Annotated in this window: 18 protein-coding genes; 11 read left to right on the top strand and 7 right to left on the bottom strand. The window is 73.4% G+C overall.

Annotated features, from left to right (window positions below; all coding sequences use genetic code 11):
- Positions 1 to 3: 3 nt before the first annotated feature.
- The 3 genes from OO47_RS22480 to OO47_RS22470 all read left to right on the top strand — a co-directional run bounded on the left by OO47_RS22480 (position 4) and on the right by OO47_RS22470 (position 2,920).
- The gene (locus tag OO47_RS22480) at positions 4 to 783 is read left to right on the top strand and encodes an ABC transporter permease (protein WP_030218809.1); all 780 of its coding nucleotides are present in this window, start codon (positions 4 to 6) and stop codon (positions 781 to 783) included.
- A 143-nt stretch (positions 784 to 926) separates the two neighbouring features.
- Entirely contained in the window at positions 927 to 2,087 is a 1,161-nt protein-coding gene (locus OO47_RS22475) for an ABC transporter ATP-binding protein (protein WP_030218812.1), read from the top strand.
- Positions 2,084 to 2,920 carry an ABC transporter permease subunit gene (locus tag OO47_RS22470; RefSeq protein WP_030218814.1) on the top strand — a complete coding sequence of 279 codons (837 nt, stop codon included), beginning with the start codon at positions 2,084 to 2,086 and terminating at the stop codon, positions 2,918 to 2,920. The genes OO47_RS22475 and OO47_RS22470 overlap by 4 nt, the downstream gene beginning before the upstream one ends.
- A 13-nt stretch (positions 2,921 to 2,933) precedes the next feature.
- Here the strand turns inward: OO47_RS22470 and OO47_RS22465 are convergent, their stop codons facing one another.
- Complete coding sequence (locus tag OO47_RS22465) at positions 2,934 to 3,260, bottom strand: hypothetical protein (protein ID WP_030218817.1); 327 nt, start codon at positions 3,258 to 3,260, stop codon at positions 2,934 to 2,936.
- A 199-nt stretch (positions 3,261 to 3,459) separates the two neighbouring features.
- Here OO47_RS22465 and OO47_RS22460 point away from each other — a divergent pair, with 199 nt between their 5' ends.
- A complete protein-coding gene (locus OO47_RS22460; protein ID WP_030218820.1) occupies positions 3,460 to 4,494 on the top strand; it encodes an LLM class flavin-dependent oxidoreductase in 1,035 nt (344 codons plus the stop codon).
- A 139-nt stretch (positions 4,495 to 4,633) separates the two neighbouring features.
- Here the strand turns inward: OO47_RS22460 and OO47_RS22455 are convergent, their stop codons facing one another.
- Positions 4,634 to 5,026 carry an SCO5389 family protein gene (locus tag OO47_RS22455; protein WP_030218823.1) on the bottom strand — a complete coding sequence of 131 codons (393 nt, stop codon included), beginning with the start codon at positions 5,024 to 5,026 and terminating at the stop codon, positions 4,634 to 4,636.
- A gap of 249 nt (positions 5,027 to 5,275) precedes the next feature.
- Here OO47_RS22455 and nucS point away from each other — a divergent pair, with 249 nt between their 5' ends.
- Positions 5,276 to 5,947 (top strand): endonuclease NucS, encoded by a 672-nt coding sequence (gene nucS / locus OO47_RS22450; protein WP_030218825.1) that lies wholly within the window; start codon positions 5,276 to 5,278, stop codon positions 5,945 to 5,947.
- A gap of 85 nt (positions 5,948 to 6,032) precedes the next feature.
- On the opposite strand, the gene OO47_RS22445 is transcribed toward nucS, so the two are convergent.
- The 4 genes from OO47_RS22445 to OO47_RS22430 all read right to left on the bottom strand — a co-directional run bounded on the left by OO47_RS22445 (position 6,033) and on the right by OO47_RS22430 (position 11,013).
- Entirely contained in the window at positions 6,033 to 8,654 is a 2,622-nt protein-coding gene (locus OO47_RS22445) for a hypothetical protein (RefSeq protein WP_030218827.1), read from the bottom strand.
- Between the two features lie 218 nt (positions 8,655 to 8,872).
- Complete coding sequence (locus tag OO47_RS22440; RefSeq protein WP_030210572.1) at positions 8,873 to 9,196, bottom strand: STAS domain-containing protein; 324 nt, start codon at positions 9,194 to 9,196, stop codon at positions 8,873 to 8,875.
- A gap of 189 nt (positions 9,197 to 9,385) precedes the next feature.
- Positions 9,386 to 10,234, bottom strand: coding sequence for a 3-hydroxyacyl-CoA dehydrogenase family protein (locus OO47_RS22435; protein WP_030218830.1), 849 nt, complete (start codon positions 10,232 to 10,234; stop codon positions 9,386 to 9,388).
- 143 nt (positions 10,235 to 10,377) lie between these two features.
- Positions 10,378 to 11,013 carry a TetR/AcrR family transcriptional regulator gene (locus OO47_RS22430; protein WP_030218833.1) on the bottom strand — a complete coding sequence of 212 codons (636 nt, stop codon included), beginning with the start codon at positions 11,011 to 11,013 and terminating at the stop codon, positions 10,378 to 10,380.
- An 87-nt stretch (positions 11,014 to 11,100) separates the two neighbouring features.
- On the opposite strand from OO47_RS22430, the gene OO47_RS22425 reads away from it, so the two are divergent.
- Genes OO47_RS22425 through OO47_RS22415 form a run of 3 tightly spaced genes read left to right on the top strand, consistent with a single transcriptional unit; the run spans position 11,101 to position 13,223 of the window.
- The gene (locus OO47_RS22425) at positions 11,101 to 11,874 is read left to right on the top strand and encodes an ABC transporter ATP-binding protein (RefSeq protein WP_030218836.1); all 774 of its coding nucleotides are present in this window, start codon (positions 11,101 to 11,103) and stop codon (positions 11,872 to 11,874) included.
- A 10-nt stretch (positions 11,875 to 11,884) separates the two neighbouring features.
- Positions 11,885 to 12,637, top strand: a complete 753-nt coding sequence (locus OO47_RS22420; protein WP_030218839.1) for an ABC transporter permease — start codon at positions 11,885 to 11,887, stop codon at positions 12,635 to 12,637.
- Between the two features lie 13 nt (positions 12,638 to 12,650).
- Positions 12,651 to 13,223, top strand: a complete 573-nt coding sequence (locus OO47_RS22415) for a cob(I)yrinic acid a,c-diamide adenosyltransferase (RefSeq protein WP_030218842.1) — start codon at positions 12,651 to 12,653, stop codon at positions 13,221 to 13,223.
- On the opposite strand, the gene OO47_RS22410 is transcribed toward OO47_RS22415, so the two are convergent.
- A complete protein-coding gene (locus OO47_RS22410) occupies positions 13,140 to 13,811 on the bottom strand; it encodes a hypothetical protein (RefSeq protein WP_030218845.1) in 672 nt (223 codons plus the stop codon). The two genes, OO47_RS22415 and OO47_RS22410, sit on opposite strands and share 84 nt — an antisense overlap.
- Before the next feature lie 206 nt (positions 13,812 to 14,017).
- Between OO47_RS22410 and OO47_RS22405 the strand changes: the two genes are divergently transcribed.
- From OO47_RS22405 to OO47_RS22395, 3 genes are all read left to right on the top strand, one after another.
- The gene (locus OO47_RS22405) at positions 14,018 to 15,178 is read left to right on the top strand and encodes a sensor histidine kinase (RefSeq protein ID WP_051716234.1); all 1,161 of its coding nucleotides are present in this window, start codon (positions 14,018 to 14,020) and stop codon (positions 15,176 to 15,178) included.
- 31 nt (positions 15,179 to 15,209) lie between these two features.
- Entirely contained in the window at positions 15,210 to 15,863 is a 654-nt protein-coding gene (locus OO47_RS22400) for a response regulator (RefSeq protein WP_030218850.1), read from the top strand.
- Between the two features lie 118 nt (positions 15,864 to 15,981).
- A partial coding sequence (locus OO47_RS22395) for a cellulose binding domain-containing protein (RefSeq protein ID WP_033210000.1) occupies positions 15,982 to 17,084 on the top strand: 1,103 nt, incomplete at its 3' end.

The raw sequence follows: 17,084 nt of genomic DNA, 5'->3' as shown, positions 1-17,084 counted from the left end.
ACGATGGCAACGGCAACCGCGGTCCTCCAGTCCGAGTGGACCAAGATCCGGACGGTGTCCTCGACCGTCTGGACGCTGGCGAGCGCCCTGCTCGTCACGGTGGCGATGGGGGCGGCCCTGTCCGCGCTCCTGTCGTCCGAGTTCGACAACCTGAGCGAGGCCGAGCGGCTCACCTTCGACCCGACCCTGGTCAGCTTCTCCGGGACGGTCCTGGGCCAGCTGGCGATGGTGGTCTTCGGCGTCCTGGTGGTGGGGACCGAGTACTCCTCGGGCATGATCCGCACCTCGCTGGCGGCCGTGCCGCAGCGGGCCACGTTCCTCTTCTCGAAGATCGCGGTGGCGGGCGTGCTCGCGCTCCTGGTGGGTCTGCTGACCAGCTTCCTCTCCTTCTTCCTGGGACAGGCGCTGCTCGGCGACCACGGGACCACGATCGGCGCGGAGAACGTGCTGCGGGCGGTGGTCGGCGGCGGGCTCTACATGGGCCTGATCGCGGTCTTCTCCATGGGGGTGACGGCGATGCTGCGCTCCTCGATGCTCTCGCTCGGCATCCTGGTGCCGTTCTTCTTCCTGGTGTCGCAGATCCTCGCGGCGGTGCCCAAGGCCAAGGAGGTCGCCCGCTACTTCCCGGACCAGGCCGGGTCGAAGATCATGCAGGTCGTGCCGGGCGCCCTGGACTCGGAGAAGGTCCCGTACGGCCCGTGGGGCGGGCTCGGGATCATGCTGCTGTGGGTGGCGGCGGCGCTGCTCGGCGGCTACCTGGTGCTGAGGAAGCGGGACGCCTGATCCCCGGAACCGGGACGCCCGACGCTTTCTGTTTGGCCGGAACCGTCAACCCCTGGATAAGCTCCTAGCTCATACGGGGGGCTCCGGCCGACTGACGCCGCGCCCCGGCACGGATGCGACCGACCTGTCGATGGGGCTGCAGAATGATCGAGGCAGTCGGCCTGACGAAGCGCTACGGCGCCAAGACGGCCGTGTACGACCTTTCCTTCCGGGTGAGGCCCGGTGTCGTCACCGGCTTCCTGGGGCCCAACGGCTCCGGCAAGTCCACGACGATGCGGATGATCCTCGGGCTCGACCAGCCCTCCGCGGGCCACGTGACGATCGGCGGCCACCCGTTCCGGCAGCTGCCGAACGCGCCGCGGCAGGTGGGCGCGCTCCTGGACGCCAAGGCCGTGCACGGCGGCCGGAGCGCGCGCAGCCATCTGCTCTCGCTCGCCCAGCTCGCCGGCATCCCGGCGCAGCGGGTGGACGAGGTCCTGGGCGTGGTCGGCCTCCAGGACGTGGCCAAGCGGCGCTCGAAGGGCTTCTCGCTCGGCATGGGCCAGCGGCTCGGCATCGCGGCGGCGCTCCTCGGCGACCCGCAGGTGCTGCTCTTCGACGAGCCCGTCAACGGCCTGGACCCCGAGGGCATCCTCTGGGTGCGGAACCTGATGAAGAAGCTGGCCGCGGAGGGCCGGACGGTCTTCGTCTCCAGCCACCTCATGAGCGAGATGGCGCTGACGGCGGACCACCTGATCGTGATCGGCCGGGGGCAGCTGCTCGCGGACATGAGCGTCAAGGACTTCATCTCGGCGAACTCCGCCGACTTCGCCCGGGTGCGGACGCCGGGGACCGAGCCGGCGCAGCGGGAGAAGCTGACGACGGTCCTGACGGAGGCCGGCGGCCAGGTCCTCTCCGAGCCGGACGGGGCGCTGCGGGTGACCGGCCTGCCCCTGCCGAGGATCAGCGACCTGGCGCACGACGCGGACGTACGGCTCTGGGAGCTGTCCCCGCACCAGGCGTCCCTGGAGGAGGCGTACATGCGCCTGACGCAGGGCGCCGTGGACTACCGGTCCACCGACGACCGGCTCGCCCACCTCCAGCCGCCGCTCCAGCCCGGGCAGCCGGGGTACGGGGTGCCGCAGCAGCCGTCGGTCCAGGACGTGCCGCAGCAGGGCTGGTACGCCCCGCCGCCGCCCGGACAGAACCCGTACGCCACGGCGCCGCAGGCCCCCGGCCACGCGCCCGCTCCCGCTCCCGCGCCCGGTCCGTACGCCCCTCAGGCCGCCCCCCGGCCGAGCGACACTCCCAAGGACGCCCGATGACCGCCCCCGCCCACCCGCAGCACGCCCCGGCGCCGCACGCCTACGTCTCCCCCATCCCGGTCCGCCGGGCGCACCTCGGGGACGCCCTCGCCTCCGAGTGGACGAAGATCCGCTCGGTGCGGTCGACGATGTGGACGCTCGGCGTCATGATCCTGCTGATGGTGGTCATCGGCCTGGGCGTGGCGGCCATCGCCGCGTCCTCCGAGGTCTCGATGGACGAGGAGACGGCGCTCGGGTTCGGCTTCTTCGGGATGCTGCCGGCGTCGATCTGCGTGATCACGCTCGGGGTGCTCACGATCGCCTCGGAGTACGGCACGGGCATGATCCGCACGACGCTGACGGCCTGCCCGAGCCGGGCCCGGGTCCTCACGGCGAAGGCGATCGTCTTCTTCCTGCTGGTCTTCACGGTCACCACGGTGGTCGCGACGCTGGTCGCGCTCGCGCAGGTCGCCCTGGTGGACGCGGCGGAGCCGTCGGCGGACGAGTGGCTGCGCGCGACGGTCGGCACGGGTGCCTACCTGGCCGCGCTCGGGCTGCTGTCGCTGGCGATCGGCACGATCATCCGGCACTCGGCGGGTGCGATCACGGTGATGATCGGCCTGCTGCTCCTGCCGCTCGTGGCGGCCCTGTTCATGTTCTCCGTGGCGCTGAAGTCGGTGCAGGAGTGGCTGTTCACGTACGCCATCCCCTCGCAGATGATCGCGCTCTACAGCGCGCAGCCGCCGTTCGGCGAGGACGGTCCGGCGGGCTGGGAGCCGCTGCTGATCATGGGGGGCACGGCGGCGGTGGTGCTCGCCGGCGCCTACGCCCTGCTGAACAGCCGGGACGTGTAGCCGCTCCGGCTCCTCAGTACCTCGGCGCGTTGCGGGACCGCTGCACCCGGCTGGTGCGGCGGTCCTTCGCGTTCCAGCAGGCCTTGTGCCAGTGGCGCCGGTCGTCCACTCCCCCGTACTCCGGCCAGGCGACCACGTGCGGGGCGCCGGACGGGATCTCCTGGTCGCAGCCGGGGCAGCGGTAGCGCTTGCCGGGCGCGCTGGCCCCGGCGACTAGGCGCACGTACCACTCCTCGCCCTGCCAGCTCTCGGTGCGCTGCGCCCCGCCGTACCGGTCGCCGTGGTCGTCCTGGGGCGCGGACCTCTCGCGGCCTCGGGCGCGGTTGTGACGCGGGGACACGGGCACACCTCACGGGATCGGGGAACACGGACGGTTCCCTCCAGCCTACGGGCCGCGATGCGGTGCCCCGGGCCCGGTGGGCCGGGGCCCGACCGAAAATCGCAAGAACTTCATGAACGGCCGTTGCCTTTGGCACGTGTCAGGCGTTGTTGCCGGTACGAGGGGGAGATACGCGTCGGCCGCAAGGAGGCACAAGGCGATGCGCGTGGGTACGTTCGTTCTGGCCGCCCAGTTCCCGGGCCAGGGACAGGGAGAGGCGCTGCACCGGGCGGTGCGGACCGCCGAGGTCGCCGAGGAGGCGGGGCTCGACTCCGTCTGGCTGGCCGAGCACCACTTCGTGCCGTACGGGGTGTGTCCCTCGGCGGTGACGCTGGCGGCGCTGCTCCTCGGCCGCACCCGGCGGCTGCGGGTCGGCACGGCGGTGAGCGTGCTGCCGACCGTCCATCCGGTGGCCCTGGGCGAGCAGGCGGCGCTGCTGCACCTCACCTCGGGCGGCAGGTTCACCCTCGGGGTGGGCCGGGGCGGGCCGTGGATCGACCTGGAGGTGTTCGGCGCGGGTCTCGACGCGTACGAGACGGGGTTCCCCGAATCGCTCGACCTGCTCCTCCGCTGGCTGACCGAGCCGCGCGTCGGCGCCGGGGGCGAACGGTTCTCCTTCCGGGAGGTGCCGGTGGTGCCCCGGCCGGACGAGCTGATCGGCGGGGAGGCGGCCCCGGAGGTGGTGGTGGCGTGCACCTCGCCGAAGAGCGTGCGGCTTGCCGCCGAGCGCGGTCTGCCGATGCTGCTCGGGATGCACTGCGGCGACGAGGACAAGGCGGAGATGGTCGCGGCCTGGACCCGCTGGTCCCGGGAGGCCGGGCGGGACCCGGAGGAGACGGCGCGGATCGGCTCCCACCACGTGTCGGCGGGCGTGGCCCAGCTGGCGGACCGGGACGAGGACGCGGCCGAGGCGCTGGTGAAGGCGATGCCCGGCTGGCTGCGGCAGGGGCTCGACGCGCACGTGACGGTGGACGGCCGGCACCGGTCGATGCGGGACCCCGTGGCGTACACGGAGCTGCTGTGCGGACTGCACCCGGTGGGCACGCCCCGGCTCGCGGCGGACCGGCTGGCGGCGACGGCGGAGCGCACGGGCATCACGCGCTTCGCCCTGCTCGCGGAGGGTTCGGGCGACCTCGCGGCGACCGAGGAGAACGTCCGGCGCCTCGGCGCGGAGGTCCTGCCGCTCCTGGTGTGAGGCGGCGGGCGCCCGGGGCGGGGCGGCGCGGTGCCGTTCGTCCGGTGACCGTGCTGCCGCTCCGGCATCCCTTCGCGCCGGTGCGCGTCGACGCGCACCGGCCCCCTTCTCCCGCGACGGGGAGCGGCAGCACCGTGTCTCAGCAGTCGCGCAGTTCCGGGGACTGGTTCAGAAGCTGCCCCCTTATGGAGGTGAAGCGGGCGAGCCGGTCGTCCACCGCCGGGTCCAGCGGGAAGACCGCCACCCGGTGGCAGTTCTGGAAGGCGAGACGCACCCCGAAGTGCCGCTGCAGGGCGCCACGGATGGCGTCGCTCGCGAGTGCGCGCAGCAGCTGACCGCGTGCCTGCTCATTCGGCGGCGGCGTCTGGTTGTCGGCGAACTCTCCGCCGTCGACCTTCAGCTGGGCCACCAGAGAGCTGATCATCTCCCATGCGTAGGGCAGGGAGGTCCGGACGCAGTCGACGAAGTCGGCTTCGTCGACCTCGCCTCGCTCGGCCTGTTCCAACAGGGCCGGTGAGACGTCGAGCGACATGGGTTCTCCTCTCGCGACCCCGCGGACGGGGTCTTGCGGGCAGGGCGGAGGCCGGGCCGTCCGCCACGCAGCGTGCCCGGACGACGACCTCCAGCTTCCACGGTAAGCGCGCAGTCCTGGCCGCACCAGAAGATGGGACACACAACCGGCCGATAACCGACGGGTGTTCGGCTCATGAAGATCCCCCTCCGGGTTCCGGGCGATGCCCGAATCGCGCGGAAGAGCGCCCGTCTTGTAGCGTTGCCGACCATGCGTCTCGTCATCGCCCGCTGTTCCGTCGACTACGCGGGCCGGCTCACCGCCCACCTGCCCTCCGCGCCCCGTCTGATCCTGGTCAAGGCAGACGGCAGCGTCTCCATCCACGCGGACGACCGGGCGTACAAACCGCTCAACTGGATGTCCCCGCCGTGCACTCTGAAGGAGGGCACCGGCGACGACGCGGGCGTCTGGACCGTGATCAACAAAGCGGGCGAGAAACTGATCATCACGATGGAGGAGGTCCTCCACGACTCCTCGCACGAGCTGGGCGTGGACCCGGGCCTCATCAAGGACGGGGTGGAGGCGCACCTCCAGGAGCTGCTCGCCGACCGCATCGAGACCCTCGGCGCGGGCTACTCCCTGATCCGCCGCGAGTACCCGACCGCGATCGGCCCCGTGGACATCCTGTGCCGGGACTCGGACGGCGCGACGGTCGCGGTGGAGATCAAGCGGCGCGGTGAGATCGACGGCGTCGAGCAGCTGACCCGCTACCTGGAACTGCTCAACCGCGATCCGCACCTGGCGCCGGTGAAGGGCGTCTTCGCGGCCCAGGAGATCAAGCCGCAGGCGCGGGTCCTCGCGACGGACCGCGGGATCGGCTGCGTGGTCCTCGACTACGACGCCCTGCGCGGCATCGAGGACGACAAGCTGCGGCTGTTCTAGGGCGGTACGGACGGTACGGGGACGGCCCCGGGTGCGTGGACACGCGCCCCGGGGCCGTTCCCGTTCTTCCGTATGGCGGTACGGGTCAGGCGGGGGTCTCCGTGGGCGTGGAGCCGCCGGGGGCGGGGGCGCTGTCGAGGGAGGCGGAGGCGGAGTTGCTGGGGCTGCCCTCCTCGGACGCGGAGGGGGTGGGCTCCGGGTCCGTCGGCTCCGGTTCGGTGGGCGGTGTCGTCGGAGGGGTCGTCGGCGTCGACGGCGACGGAGGACTCGGCTTCGGGGACGTCGTCGTCGGCTTCGGGCCGCCCGTCGTGGTCGGCCTCGACGTCGGGGACGTGGGCCCCGTCGTCTCCGTCGGGGACGTCGTCGCCGACGGGTCGTCCGAGGGCGAGGAGGACGGCGAGCCGCCGGTGGCGCCGGGGCTCGTGGAGGAGGACGGCGAGGCGCTGCCGGAGCCGGAGGGGCTCGGGGTGGCGGAGCCGGTGGGGGTGTTCGTCTCCCCCGGTTCGGCGTCCTCGGGCGTCTCCTCGGTGTCGGTCCCGTCGTCGGGGGCGCCCTGGGTCGCGGTGCTGTCGGAGGTGACGCGCTGCGGGGCCGGGTCCTCGCCGTTGCCGGAGGTGGCGCCGAGGGTCACGACGGTGCCGAGGGCGGCGACGAGGAGCGCGCCCGCGCCGACGGCGACGAGGTTGCGGCGGGCGCCGGCGAGGATGCCGCCGGCGAGGCCGGAGCGGCCGTCCTTCGCCGGCTCGGGGGGCGCGGCGGGCGCGGGGGTATTCTCGGCGAAGCCGGAGAAGGTGTCGGCGAAGCCGGGGAAGGCGGGGGCCGGGGTCCGCGCGGGTCCGCCGGGCAGCGGGGCCGTGACCGGCTCCGGGCCGGGGAGGGCCGGGCGGGCGGCCGGGGTGCCGCGCGGCGGGGAGACGGGCCCCTCGGCGCGGAGGGCGGCCGGGACGGCGTGTTCCCCGGAGAGGTCGGCGACGAGGGCGAGCGCCCGGCGGCCGGCGACGGTGCCGCGCTTGTCGGCGAGGACCCCGCGCATGCCGATGGAGGCCTCCAGCTCGGCGCGGGCCCGCTCCAGGTTGCCCGCGCAGATCGCGAGGACGCCGAGCTCGTGGTGGAAGTAGGCCTCCTCCGCGACGTCCCCGGTCAGCCGGGCGGCCTCCTGGCCGGCGCGCAGGGCCCGTTCCCAGGCGCCCCAGTGCAGTCCGGCGGCGAAGGCGGGGGCGGCGGCGCGGGCGAGGAGGACGGCGGTGGCCCGGTGCTCGGCGGCGGCTTCGGCGTCGGCGGCGCTGCCCGGGAGGAGGGCGGTGAGGGCGGCGAGCAGGGCGTCGGCCTCGGCGGCGGCCCGCTCGGGGGTGACGGAGGGGTGGGCGGCCCACCAGGCGTAGTGCTGGGCGGCGGTGTGGGCGCGGTCGGCGGCCCCGGGCTCGTACCCCTGGGCGAGGAGCTGGGTGAGGACCCCGGCGGCGAGCCGGTAGCGGGGGCCGGCCGGGGAGAGCAGGCCGCAGGCCACGAGCTCGCCGAGGGCGGCGTCGGCGTGGGTGTCGCCGACCAGGGCGGGCAGGTGGGCCTGGTGCGGGACCTCGCCGCCGAGGGCGACGGCGAAGCGCAGGGCGGTCTGGGCGGAGCGGCTGAGCCGGGAGGCGAGGAGGGCGGCGGGGGCGGCGCCCTCGCCGAGGCTGGGCAGGGGTATCTCGCGCAGTTCGACGTCGGGGTCGCCGGCGCCGTCGAAGGCGGCGGCCGCGGCCTTCGCCGCCGCGTCGGGGTCGGTGGGTCCGAAGGCCTCTTCGAGGGCGCCGAAGGCGTCGAACTCGGCGGGGGTGACGCGCAGCCGGTCGCGCTGGCGGAGCAGGGCGCCGGCCTGGACGAAGCGGAGGGGCAGGCCCTCGGACTCGAACCACAGGTCGCCGGCCCAGTTGGCCTCCTCGTCGGTGAGGGTGCGGCCGACGGCGCTCTCCAGGAGTGCGAGGGCGGCGCCGCGGCCGAGACCGGCGAGGAGGACCTCCTCCAGCTGGGTGCCGGCCGAGGGGGCGGGGGTGTCGGGGGCCGCGGCGAGGAGGAAGGCGCACTCGGGGGCGGCGGTGAGGAGTTCGTCGAGGGCGGCGCCGCCGAACTCCAGGTCGTCGACGACGACCACGGCGCCGACGTCGCGGAGCCGGTCGAGGAGGGCGGCCCGGTCGGGGCGCTGCCCGGGGGCGTGCCGGACGGCGGCGAAGAGCTCGTGGAGGAGTTCGCCGGCGGTGCGGTGGTGGCCGGAGAGGCGGACGACGCCGTCGGGGGCGAGGCCTGCGCAGTCGGCGGCGACCGCGTCGAGGAGGGCGGTGCGGCCGGATCCGGGGACGCCGAGGAGCCGCACGGAGCGGCCGCGGCCGAGGATCGCGGTGAGGCGTTCGCGCTCCTCCTGGCGTTCGAGGAGGGGCAGGGCGGGGGCCGCCGGGCCGGGCGGTACGGGCGGGGCGGCGGCGCGGGCGGCCTCGGCGCGCTCCTCGGGGGTGCGGGGGCGCGGGGCCTCCGGCTCCTGTCCGGGCGGGCAGGGTTCGATCTCGCTGCCGTCGACGGGGTTGACGGTGAGGAGGAGCTCGCCGGAGACGAGCCGGACGACGCGGGCGCGCGCGGGCGTGGCCGCGGGTGCGGGCACGCCGCGGCCCTGGCGGGCCTCCTCGCCCTCGGTGTCGTGACCGTACTCCTCCGGCCCCGGGTTGATCGGGTCCATGGTCCTAGCCCCCAAGAAGCGGTGTGCGGGCCCGCCGGGTGGGTCGCGTCCTCGTGCGGACGGCCGAATGTGCGGACGGCCGAAACCCTAGACCGTGGCCGGACCTCCGGGAACAGTCGGGGTGCTCCCGAGACCAAGACGTCACGGTCTTGTGAGGATTGAGCGTGACGCCTGGTTCGCGCCGTCGGTCCGCTCCGGCCTCCTCTCGGGGGCGGTTCTCAGACCCGGGGCAGCGACTCCAGGGCGAGGCCGCCCTCGATGGCGAGGATGCGGTGCAGCCGGGTGGCGACGAGGAGGCGCTGCATCTGGGGCGGCACCCCGCGCAGGACCAGGCGCCGGCCGCAGCGGCCGGCCCGCCGGTGGGCGCCCATGATGACGCCGAGCCCGGTGGCGTCCCAGGAGTCGAGCCCTGTCAGGTCGAGCACCAGGTCGCCGACTCCGTCGTCGACGGCCGAGTGCAGGACCGTACGGGCGTCCGCCGCGCTGCGGACGTCGAGGCGGCCCCCGACGACCAGCTCGACATGGTCGCCCCTGATGTGCATATGCGCTCCCCGAGAGTGCTCCGTCTTGCAACAACTGACTGCCGCACCGGCAGAAGCGTTGCGCCTTGTCAGCGATCCAGTACCGAAATTCACCCCGTGGAGTGAGGGCGGGGTGGGCGGGCCGGGGCCGGTACTCGTTCCGTGGGCCCGTGTGTCCGTACGGGCGGGGCCCCGACAGCCCCGGTCCGCTCAGTACGTGTAGTAGCCCTGCCCGCTCTTGCGCCCGATGTCACCCGCGTCCACCATCCGGCGCATCACCTCCGGCGGCGCGAACTTCTCGTCCTGGGACTCGGTGTAGATGTTGTTCGCCGCGTTCACCAGGATGTCGATGCCGGTCAGGTCGGCGGTGGCGAGCGGGCCCATGGCGTGGCCGAAGCCGAGCCTGCAGGCGGTGTCGATGTCCTCGGCGGTGGCGACGCCCGACTCCTGGAGCTTGGCGGCCTCGACGACGAGGGCGGCGATGAGCCGGGTGGTGACGAAGCCGGCGACGTCGCGGTTGACGACGATGCAGGTCTTGCCGACGGACTCGGCGAAGGCGCGGGCGGCGGCGAGGGTGGCGTCGCTGGTCTTGTAGCCGCGGACGAGCTCGCAGAGCTGCATCATCGGGACCGGGGAGAAGAAGTGGGTGCCGACGACGGCCTCGGGGCGCCCGGTCACCGCGGCGATCTTGGTGATCGGGATCGCGGAGGTGTTGGAGGCGAGGACGGCGCCGTCCTTGGCGACCTTGTCGAGCGAGCGGAAGATCTCGTGCTTGACGTCGAGGTTCTCGAAGACGGCCTCGACGATCACGTCGGCGTCCGCGACGGCTTCGAGGTCGGTGGTGGCGGTGATCCGGCCGAGGGCGGCGTCCGCGTCGGCGGCGTCCAGCTTCCCCTTGGCGACGAAGCGGTCGTACGACGCCTTGATGCCGTCGGTGCCGCGGGTCAGGGCGGCGTCGGTGACGTCACGCAGGACGACGTCCCAGCCCGCCTGTGCCGAGACCTGTGCGATGCCGGATCCCATGAGTCCGGCCCCGATGACGGCGAGCTTCCTGGCCACGATGTTCCACCCCTCCACGCCTGTTCACTTCTGGCTCTCCGGCGGAGATTAGCGGTCCGGGGCCGCCATGTGACCGCTAAGTAATGCGCGTCACGCCCTCTTTGACGGACGTCACACTCGCGACAGGCGGCGGGCGGGCGCGTTCAGGTTCGTACGGCGTACGTCAGGACCTTGTCGCTCAGCAGCTCCTCGATCTCGTCGAGGAGGACGAGGGCCTCGCGGGAGACGGCGGTCGCCCGGCGGCCCGCGGTCATCTCACCGGTGATGTAGGCGACGACCGTGTTCTCGATCCAGGCGAGCTGGCCGCCGACGAGGAGCGGCAGCGGGTCGTCGTCGGCGGCGCCGGTCTCCTCGCGGAGGGTGGTGACGACGGCGTCGCGGACCTGTTCCTGGAGGTGGAAGAGGCGGGCCTTGAGGGTGGGGGCGTGCTCGATGACGTTCATGAAGGCGTCGAAGCCGTCCATGAGTCCGTACGCGGGCGACACGGCCCCGATGTCCTGGCGCAGCTCCCGCAGGACGGCGTGGGCGGCGGACTCGCCCCGGTCGCGGCCGCGGATCATGCGGGCGAGGCGCAGGGTGACGCCGTCCATGCGGTCGAGGAAGAGGTCCTCCTTGGCGGGGAAGTAGTTGTAGACGGTGTTGACGGAGACGTCGGCCGCCTCGGCGACGTCCGCGACCGTCACGCCCGTGAAGCCGCGCTCCAGGAAGAGCCCGGTGGCGACGTCGGAGATCCGCTGCTTCGTCTCGCGCTTCTTGCGCTCCCTGAGTCCCTCGGCCATGCCCTCATCCTAGACACCCTGAAAACTTGCGCTCCCATGAATTTTGGAGAGATTGCAATTTTGGGGTGGCTCTGTTTTTCTGGGCACATGTCCCTCATCAGCACGTCCGGGCTCTTCCGGACCTTCATGACCGAGAGCGGTCCCGTGGAGGCCGTCCGCGGGATCGACCTGACCGTCCGGTCCGGCGAGGTCGTCGGTCTCCTCGGACCCAACGGAGCCGGCAAGACGACCACCCTCCGGATGCTCACCACGCTCCTGCCGCCCACCGGCGGCACCGCCACCGTCGCCGGCCACGACCTCGTGCGGAACCCCGCCGCCGTCCGCCGACGGATCGGGTACGTCGCCCAGTCCGGCGGGCTCGACCCCCAGGAGACCGTCCGCGCCGAACTCGTCCTCCAGGCCCGCCTCCACGGCATGGACCGGGCGGGCGCGGCGGCCCGTGCCGGGGAGCTGGCGGCCGACCTCGGCCTCACCGGCCTTCTCGACCGCAGGACCCCGGCGCTCTCCGGCGGCCAGCGCCGCCGGCTCGACCTCGCCCTGGGCCTCGTCCACCGACCGGAACTGCTCTTCCTCGACGAGCCGACGACCGGCCTCGACCCCGGCAGCCGCGCCGACCTGTGGGCGCTCGTGCGCCGCCTGCGCGACGAGCACGGCACCACCGTCGTCCTCACCACCCACTACCTGGACGAGGCCGACGCCCTCGCCGACCGGCTCGTGATCGTGGACGGGGGGACGATCGTCGCCGAGGACAGCCCCGCCGGGCTCAAGGCCGCGCACGGCGCCACCACCCTCCAGGAGGCCTTCCTCGCCGTCACCGGACGCGGCCCCGCCCCCGCCGACCCCTCCCCCGCAGCCGTCTAGGAGTCCCGCGATGTCCCTGTTCCACGACACGGCGCTGGTCTTCGGCCGGTACGCCCGCCAGACCCTGCGCTCCCCGTTCCAGATCCTCTTCGGCGTCCTGATGCCGCTGCTCCACCTGCTCTTCTTCGGGCCGCTGCTCACCGGCCTCCCGCTGGGCCGCGAGGGCGACTCCTGGCAGGTCCTCGTCCCCGGCCTGCTGCTCCAGCTCGGCCTCTTCGGCGCCTCGTTCGCCGGTTTCTCGATCATCATGGAGAAGAACTGGGGCGTGCTCGACCGGATGCGGGCCACCCCGGTGAGCCGGCTGGCGCTGCTGCTCGGCCGGGTGCTGCGGGACGCCTCGCTCTTCGTCTTCCAGGCCGTGCTGCTCGTCCTGGCGGCGCTGCCGATGGGGCTGCGGGCGCCGCTCCCCGGGGTCCTGATCGGCTTCGGCTTCGTGGCGCTGCTCTCGGTGGCACTGGCCTCCCTCTCGTACGCGCTCGCCCTGAAGCTGCCGAGCCCGCAGGCGTTCGGCCCCGCCGTCAACACGCTCGCCCTGCCGATGATGCTGCTGTCGGGCCTGATGCTGCCGATGGCCCTCGCCCCCGGCTGGCTCGACCTGCTCTCGCGCCTGGTCCCGTTCCGCTACCTGGTGGACGCGGTCCGGGAGGCGTACATCGGCCACTACACGACCCCGGCCGTGCTGTACGGGGTGCTCGTCGCCCTCGCCCTGGCGGCGCTCGCGGTGACGATCGGCACACGGACGTTCCGGAGCGCGGGCGCCTGACTACGCTGGCGCCATGGTCAATCTGACGCGCATCTACACCCGTACCGGCGACAAGGGCACCACGGCGCTCGGCGACATGAGCCGCACCGCCAAGACGGACCTGCGGATCTCGGCCTACGCCGACGCCAACGAGGCGAACGCCGTGATCGGTACGGCGATCGCCCTCGGCCGGCTCGACGAGGAGGTCGTGAAGGTCCTCGTCCGCGTCCAGAACGACCTCTTCGACGTCGGCGCGGACCTCTCCACCCCCGTCGTGGAGAACCCGCAGTACCCCCCGCTGCGGGTGGAGCAGTCCTACGTCGACAAGCTGGAGGCCGACTGCGACCGCTTCCTGGAGGAGCTGGAGAAGCTGCGCTCCTTCATCCTGCCGGGCGGCACGCCCGGGGCGGCGCTGCTGCACCAGGCGTGCACGGTGGTCCGGCGGGCGGAGCGCTCCACCTGGGCGGCCCTGGAGGTGCACGGCGAGACGATGAACCCGCTGACCGCCACGTACCTCAACCGCCTATCGGACCTGCTCTTCATCCTCGCGCGCACGGCCAACAAGGCGGTCGGGGACGTGCTCTGGGTCCCGGGCGGGGACCGCTGAGGCCTCCCCGGGAGCCTTGTCCGGGGCTTTCTCCGGGGCCTTCCCGGAGTCGTGCCCCGGCGCCTTCTTCGGCCAGATCGCGTAGCTGAGCGCGATCAGGCCGTGGATGCCGGCCGCCCGCCAGGCGATGAAGATCCAGCTGTGCAGGCTCTCGGTGTTCCCGTCGTCACCGACGTACCAGGCGGCCAGGAGCAGCAGGCCCGAGGCGACGGCGGCGGCGGTCGCCGAGCCGAGCCAGACCGCGCCCTCGTGGCGGGCGCGGGCCATGCCGTACCGCGGCGGCTTGACCGGCGGCGGGGCGCCGCCGAAGCGGTGGGCGGCGTGGCCGTCGAGCCACTTCACCGTGCGGTGGCCGTGGCCGACGGTGTAGCCGATGTAGAGCGCGGCGAGACCGTGCTTCCAGCTGGGATCGGCGCCGTTCTTGAGGTCGATCGCGGTGACGACGAGGAGCAGGACCTCCAGGAGCGGTTCGCACAGGAGCAGGGCCAGGCCCGCCCGGGGCATCTTCAGCAGGTAGCGGGTGGCGAGGCCGGCGGCCAGCAGGACCCAGAAGCCGACCTCGCAGACGACGATCAGCGTGACGATCACGAGGGTTCCCCTTTCGGTTCCCCTTCAGCGTCCCGTGGCTCCGGGCGCGGTTCGTCGTCGCCGGTGACGAATCCCCTCTACATCGTTCGGCGGAGGGGCGGATCGGCCCGGACGAGGAGGCCGGGGCGGGGACGGGCGTGTTGGATGGGTACGTGACGCTCCCCCGCCCGGCGGCGCTCCCCCGTCCGCACCGCTTCGACCTGCTCATGGGCTCCCTGGGGCTCGCCTGCGGGCTGCTCCTGTGGTCCTTCGGCCTGTACACGACGGGCGGCCGCCTCTTCCACCAGCAGTGGGCGCCCCTGGTCCCGCTCGCGGCGACGGCCGGGGCGGAGGTGGTGCGCCGGACGCTGCCGCGGACGGCGCTGACCGTCGCCACGGCCGCGGTCGTCGCCGACCAGTTCACCAACGGGAACCTGGTCACGATCCTGATGTTCACGGACGTGGTCTACGCGGCCGTCGTGTACGGGAACCCCGCCTCCGCGCGCCGGATCCCGTACTCGACCGGGCTGGTCACGGTCGTGGTGACGGTCGGCTTCCTCGTCTGGTGGCAGAACGCGGCCGCCCTGGTCGTCGGGGTGCTCACGGGCATGGTCTCCTTCATGCCCGCCCTGACGGGCGCCGCCGTGCGCAACCACCGGGAGGCGGCGGAGGCGGCCCGGCTGCGGGCGGAGCAGACGGCGCTGCTCGCCGAGATGGACCGGACGCAGGCGGTGGTGGCGGAGCGGGCCCGGATGGCGCGGGAGCTGCACGACATGGTCGCCAACCACCTGTCCGCGATCGCGATCCACTCCACGGCCGCGCTCTCGCTCGACGACCCGGGCACGACCCGGCAGGCGCTGACGGTCATCCGGGAGAACAGCGTGGCGGGGCTCGCCGAGATGCGCCGGCTCATCGGGCTCCTGCGGGAGAGCGGCGAGGACGCGGAACCGGCGGCCGCGCCGACGCTCGCCGCCCTGGACGCGCTGATCGCCCAGGCCGGGACGAACGGCGGGCCGAGCGGGCTGTCCTTCGTCCTCGACGACGCCCGGGAGAAGGGGGCGGGGCTGCCCGCGCCGGTGGAGCTGGCGGCGTACCGGATCGTGCAGGAGTCGCTGACGAACGCGCTCAAGCACGCGGCGCCCGGCGAGGTCCGGGTGCTGCTCGCCCGGGAGCCGGGCGCCCTCGCGGTCGAGGTGACCAGTCCGTACGGGGAGCGTCCCGGGCCGACCGCGCCCGGCTCGGGGGCGGGCCTGGTGGGGATGCGGGAGCGGACGGCCCTGCTCGGCGGGGCCTTCCGGGCGGGTGAGGTGACGGACGGCGGGGGGCGGAGACTGTGGCGGGTGCGGGCGGAGCTGCCCGTGGACGCGAGCGACGAGGAGCGGACATGACGGTGCGGGCGGCATTCGCCGGGGAGCGGGCATGACGGTGCGGGTGGTGGTCGCCGAGGACCAGAGCGCGGTACGGGCGGGTCTGGTCCTCATCCTGGGCAACGCGCCGGACGTCGAGGTGGTCGGGGAGGCGGCCGACGGGGAGCGGGCGGTGGAGCTGGCCCGCGAGCTGCGGCCGGACCTGGTCCTGATGGACGTGCAGATGCCCCGGATGGACGGGGTGACGGCGACCGGGATCGTGGTCGCGGAGGGCCTCGCGGACGTGCTCGTGCTGACCACCTTCGACCTGGACGCGTACGTCTTCGGAGCGCTGCGGGCGGGGGCGGCGGGCTTCCTCCTGAAGAACGCGGAGGCCGGGGAGCTGATCGAGGCGGTGCGGACGGTGGCGCGCGGCGAGGGGCTGATCGCCCCGGCGGTGACGCGGCGGCTCATCGCGGAGTTCGCCGCGTCCGGCCGGCCGTCCGCGGCGGAGCGGGGAACGGACCCCGCCGTCCTGGACGCGCTGACGCCCCGGGAGCGGGAGGTCCTCTCGGCGCTCGGCCGGGGGCTGTCGAACGCGGAGATCGCGGTACGGCTCGACATGGCGGAGGCGACGGTGAAGACGCACGTCAGCAAGGTGCTGGGCAAGCTCGGCCTGCGGAGCCGGGTCCAAGCGGCGGTTCTGGCGCAGGAGTTGGGGGCGTAGGAGGACGCGCTTACGTTGGTCTGGACCTCTTGACGATTGGTCCAGACCTTCCTACGCTCGCGGGGCGCGCGCATCTTCACGGACCACCCCCACCCCGTCCGCAACTTGAGGAGCACCGTTGAGCACTCAAGCACCGACGCGCAGAGCCGGGTTCAGACACCGGGCCGCTGCCGGTCTGACCGCCCTCGTCGTGCCACTGGCCGCCATGGTCGGTCTCGCCACCCCCGCCGAAGCGGCCACCTCGGCCACGGCCACCTACACCAAGACCCAGGACTGGGGCTCCGGCTTCGGCGGCAGCTGGACCGTCAAGAACACCGGAACCACCACCCTGACCTCCTGGACCGTCGAGTGGGACTACCCCACCGGGACCGCGGTCACCTCCGCCTGGGACGCCACCGTCACCAGCTCCGGCACCCACTGGACCGCCAAGAACGTCGGCTGGAACGGCACCCTCGCCCCCGGCGCCTCCGTCTCCTTCGGCTACAACGGCACCGGCTCCGGCGCGCCCACCGGCTGCAAGATCAACGGCGCTCCGTGCGACGGCTCCACCCAGCCGGGCGACAACCCGCCCTCCGCCCCCGGCACCCCGGTCGCCTCGAACGTCACCAACACCTCGGTCAAGCTCACCTGGACCGCGGCCACCGACGACAAGGGCGTCAAGAACTACGACGTGCTGCGCGACGGCACGAAGGTCGCCACCACCACGGGCCTCACCCACACCGACACGGGCCTGACCGCCGGCACCGACTACAGCTACACGGTCGTCGCCCGCGACACCATCGACCAGACCGGCCCCGCCGCCGGCCCGGTCCCGGTCCGCACCACCGGCGGCCCGGACGTCCCGCCGCCGCCGAACGCGGTCAAGCTGGGCTACTTCACCAACTGGGGCGTCTACGGGCGCAATTACCACGTGAAGAACATCGTGACCTCGGGCTCCGCGTCCAAGATCACCCACATCAACTACGCCTTCGGCAACGTCCAGGGTGGCAAGTGCACCATCGGCGACTCCTACGCCGACTACGACAAGGCGTACACCGCCGACCAGTCGGTCGACGGCGTCGCCGACACCTGGGACCAGCCGCTGCGCGGCAACTTCAACCAGCTCCGCAAGCTGAAGAAGGCGTACCCGCACATCAAGGTCCTGTGGTCCTTCGGCGGCTGGACCTGGTCCGGCGGCTTCGGCCAGGCCGTGCAGAACCCGGCCGCCTTCGCCCAGTCCTG

Source organism: Streptomyces bikiniensis, from assembly GCF_000716625.1.
GTDB classification, from domain to species: domain Bacteria; phylum Actinomycetota; class Actinomycetes; order Streptomycetales; family Streptomycetaceae; genus Streptomyces; species Streptomyces bikiniensis.
Note: the sequence above shows the minus strand (reverse complement) of the source record. Positions and strands in the feature narration are given on the sequence as shown.

Bases quoted from the DNA above. Each gene is read 5' to 3' on its own strand.
- OO47_RS22480 (WP_030218809.1), top strand. From the start codon at position 4: ATGGCAACGGCAACCGCGGTCCTCCAGTCCGAGTGGACCAAGATCCGG.
- OO47_RS22475 (WP_030218812.1), top strand. From the start codon at position 927: ATGATCGAGGCAGTCGGCCTGACGAAGCGCTACGGCGCCAAGACGGCC.
- OO47_RS22470 (WP_030218814.1), top strand. From the start codon at position 2,084: ATGACCGCCCCCGCCCACCCGCAGCACGCCCCGGCGCCGCACGCCTAC.
- OO47_RS22460 (WP_030218820.1), top strand. From the start codon at position 3,460: ATGCGCGTGGGTACGTTCGTTCTGGCCGCCCAGTTCCCGGGCCAGGGA.
- OO47_RS22455 (WP_030218823.1), bottom strand. From the start codon at position 5,026: ATGTCGCTCGACGTCTCACCGGCCCTGTTGGAACAGGCCGAGCGAGGC.
- nucS (WP_030218825.1), top strand. From the start codon at position 5,276: ATGCGTCTCGTCATCGCCCGCTGTTCCGTCGACTACGCGGGCCGGCTC.
- OO47_RS22445 (WP_030218827.1), bottom strand. From the start codon at position 8,654: ATGGACCCGATCAACCCGGGGCCGGAGGAGTACGGTCACGACACCGAG.
- OO47_RS22440 (WP_030210572.1), bottom strand. From the start codon at position 9,196: ATGCACATCAGGGGCGACCATGTCGAGCTGGTCGTCGGGGGCCGCCTC.
- OO47_RS22430 (WP_030218833.1), bottom strand. From the start codon at position 11,013: ATGGCCGAGGGACTCAGGGAGCGCAAGAAGCGCGAGACGAAGCAGCGG.
- OO47_RS22425 (WP_030218836.1), top strand. From the start codon at position 11,101: ATGTCCCTCATCAGCACGTCCGGGCTCTTCCGGACCTTCATGACCGAG.
- OO47_RS22420 (WP_030218839.1), top strand. From the start codon at position 11,885: ATGTCCCTGTTCCACGACACGGCGCTGGTCTTCGGCCGGTACGCCCGC.
- OO47_RS22415 (WP_030218842.1), top strand. From the start codon at position 12,651: ATGGTCAATCTGACGCGCATCTACACCCGTACCGGCGACAAGGGCACC.
- OO47_RS22405 (WP_051716234.1), top strand. From the start codon at position 14,018: ATGGGCTCCCTGGGGCTCGCCTGCGGGCTGCTCCTGTGGTCCTTCGGC.
- OO47_RS22400 (WP_030218850.1), top strand. From the start codon at position 15,210: ATGACGGTGCGGGTGGTGGTCGCCGAGGACCAGAGCGCGGTACGGGCG.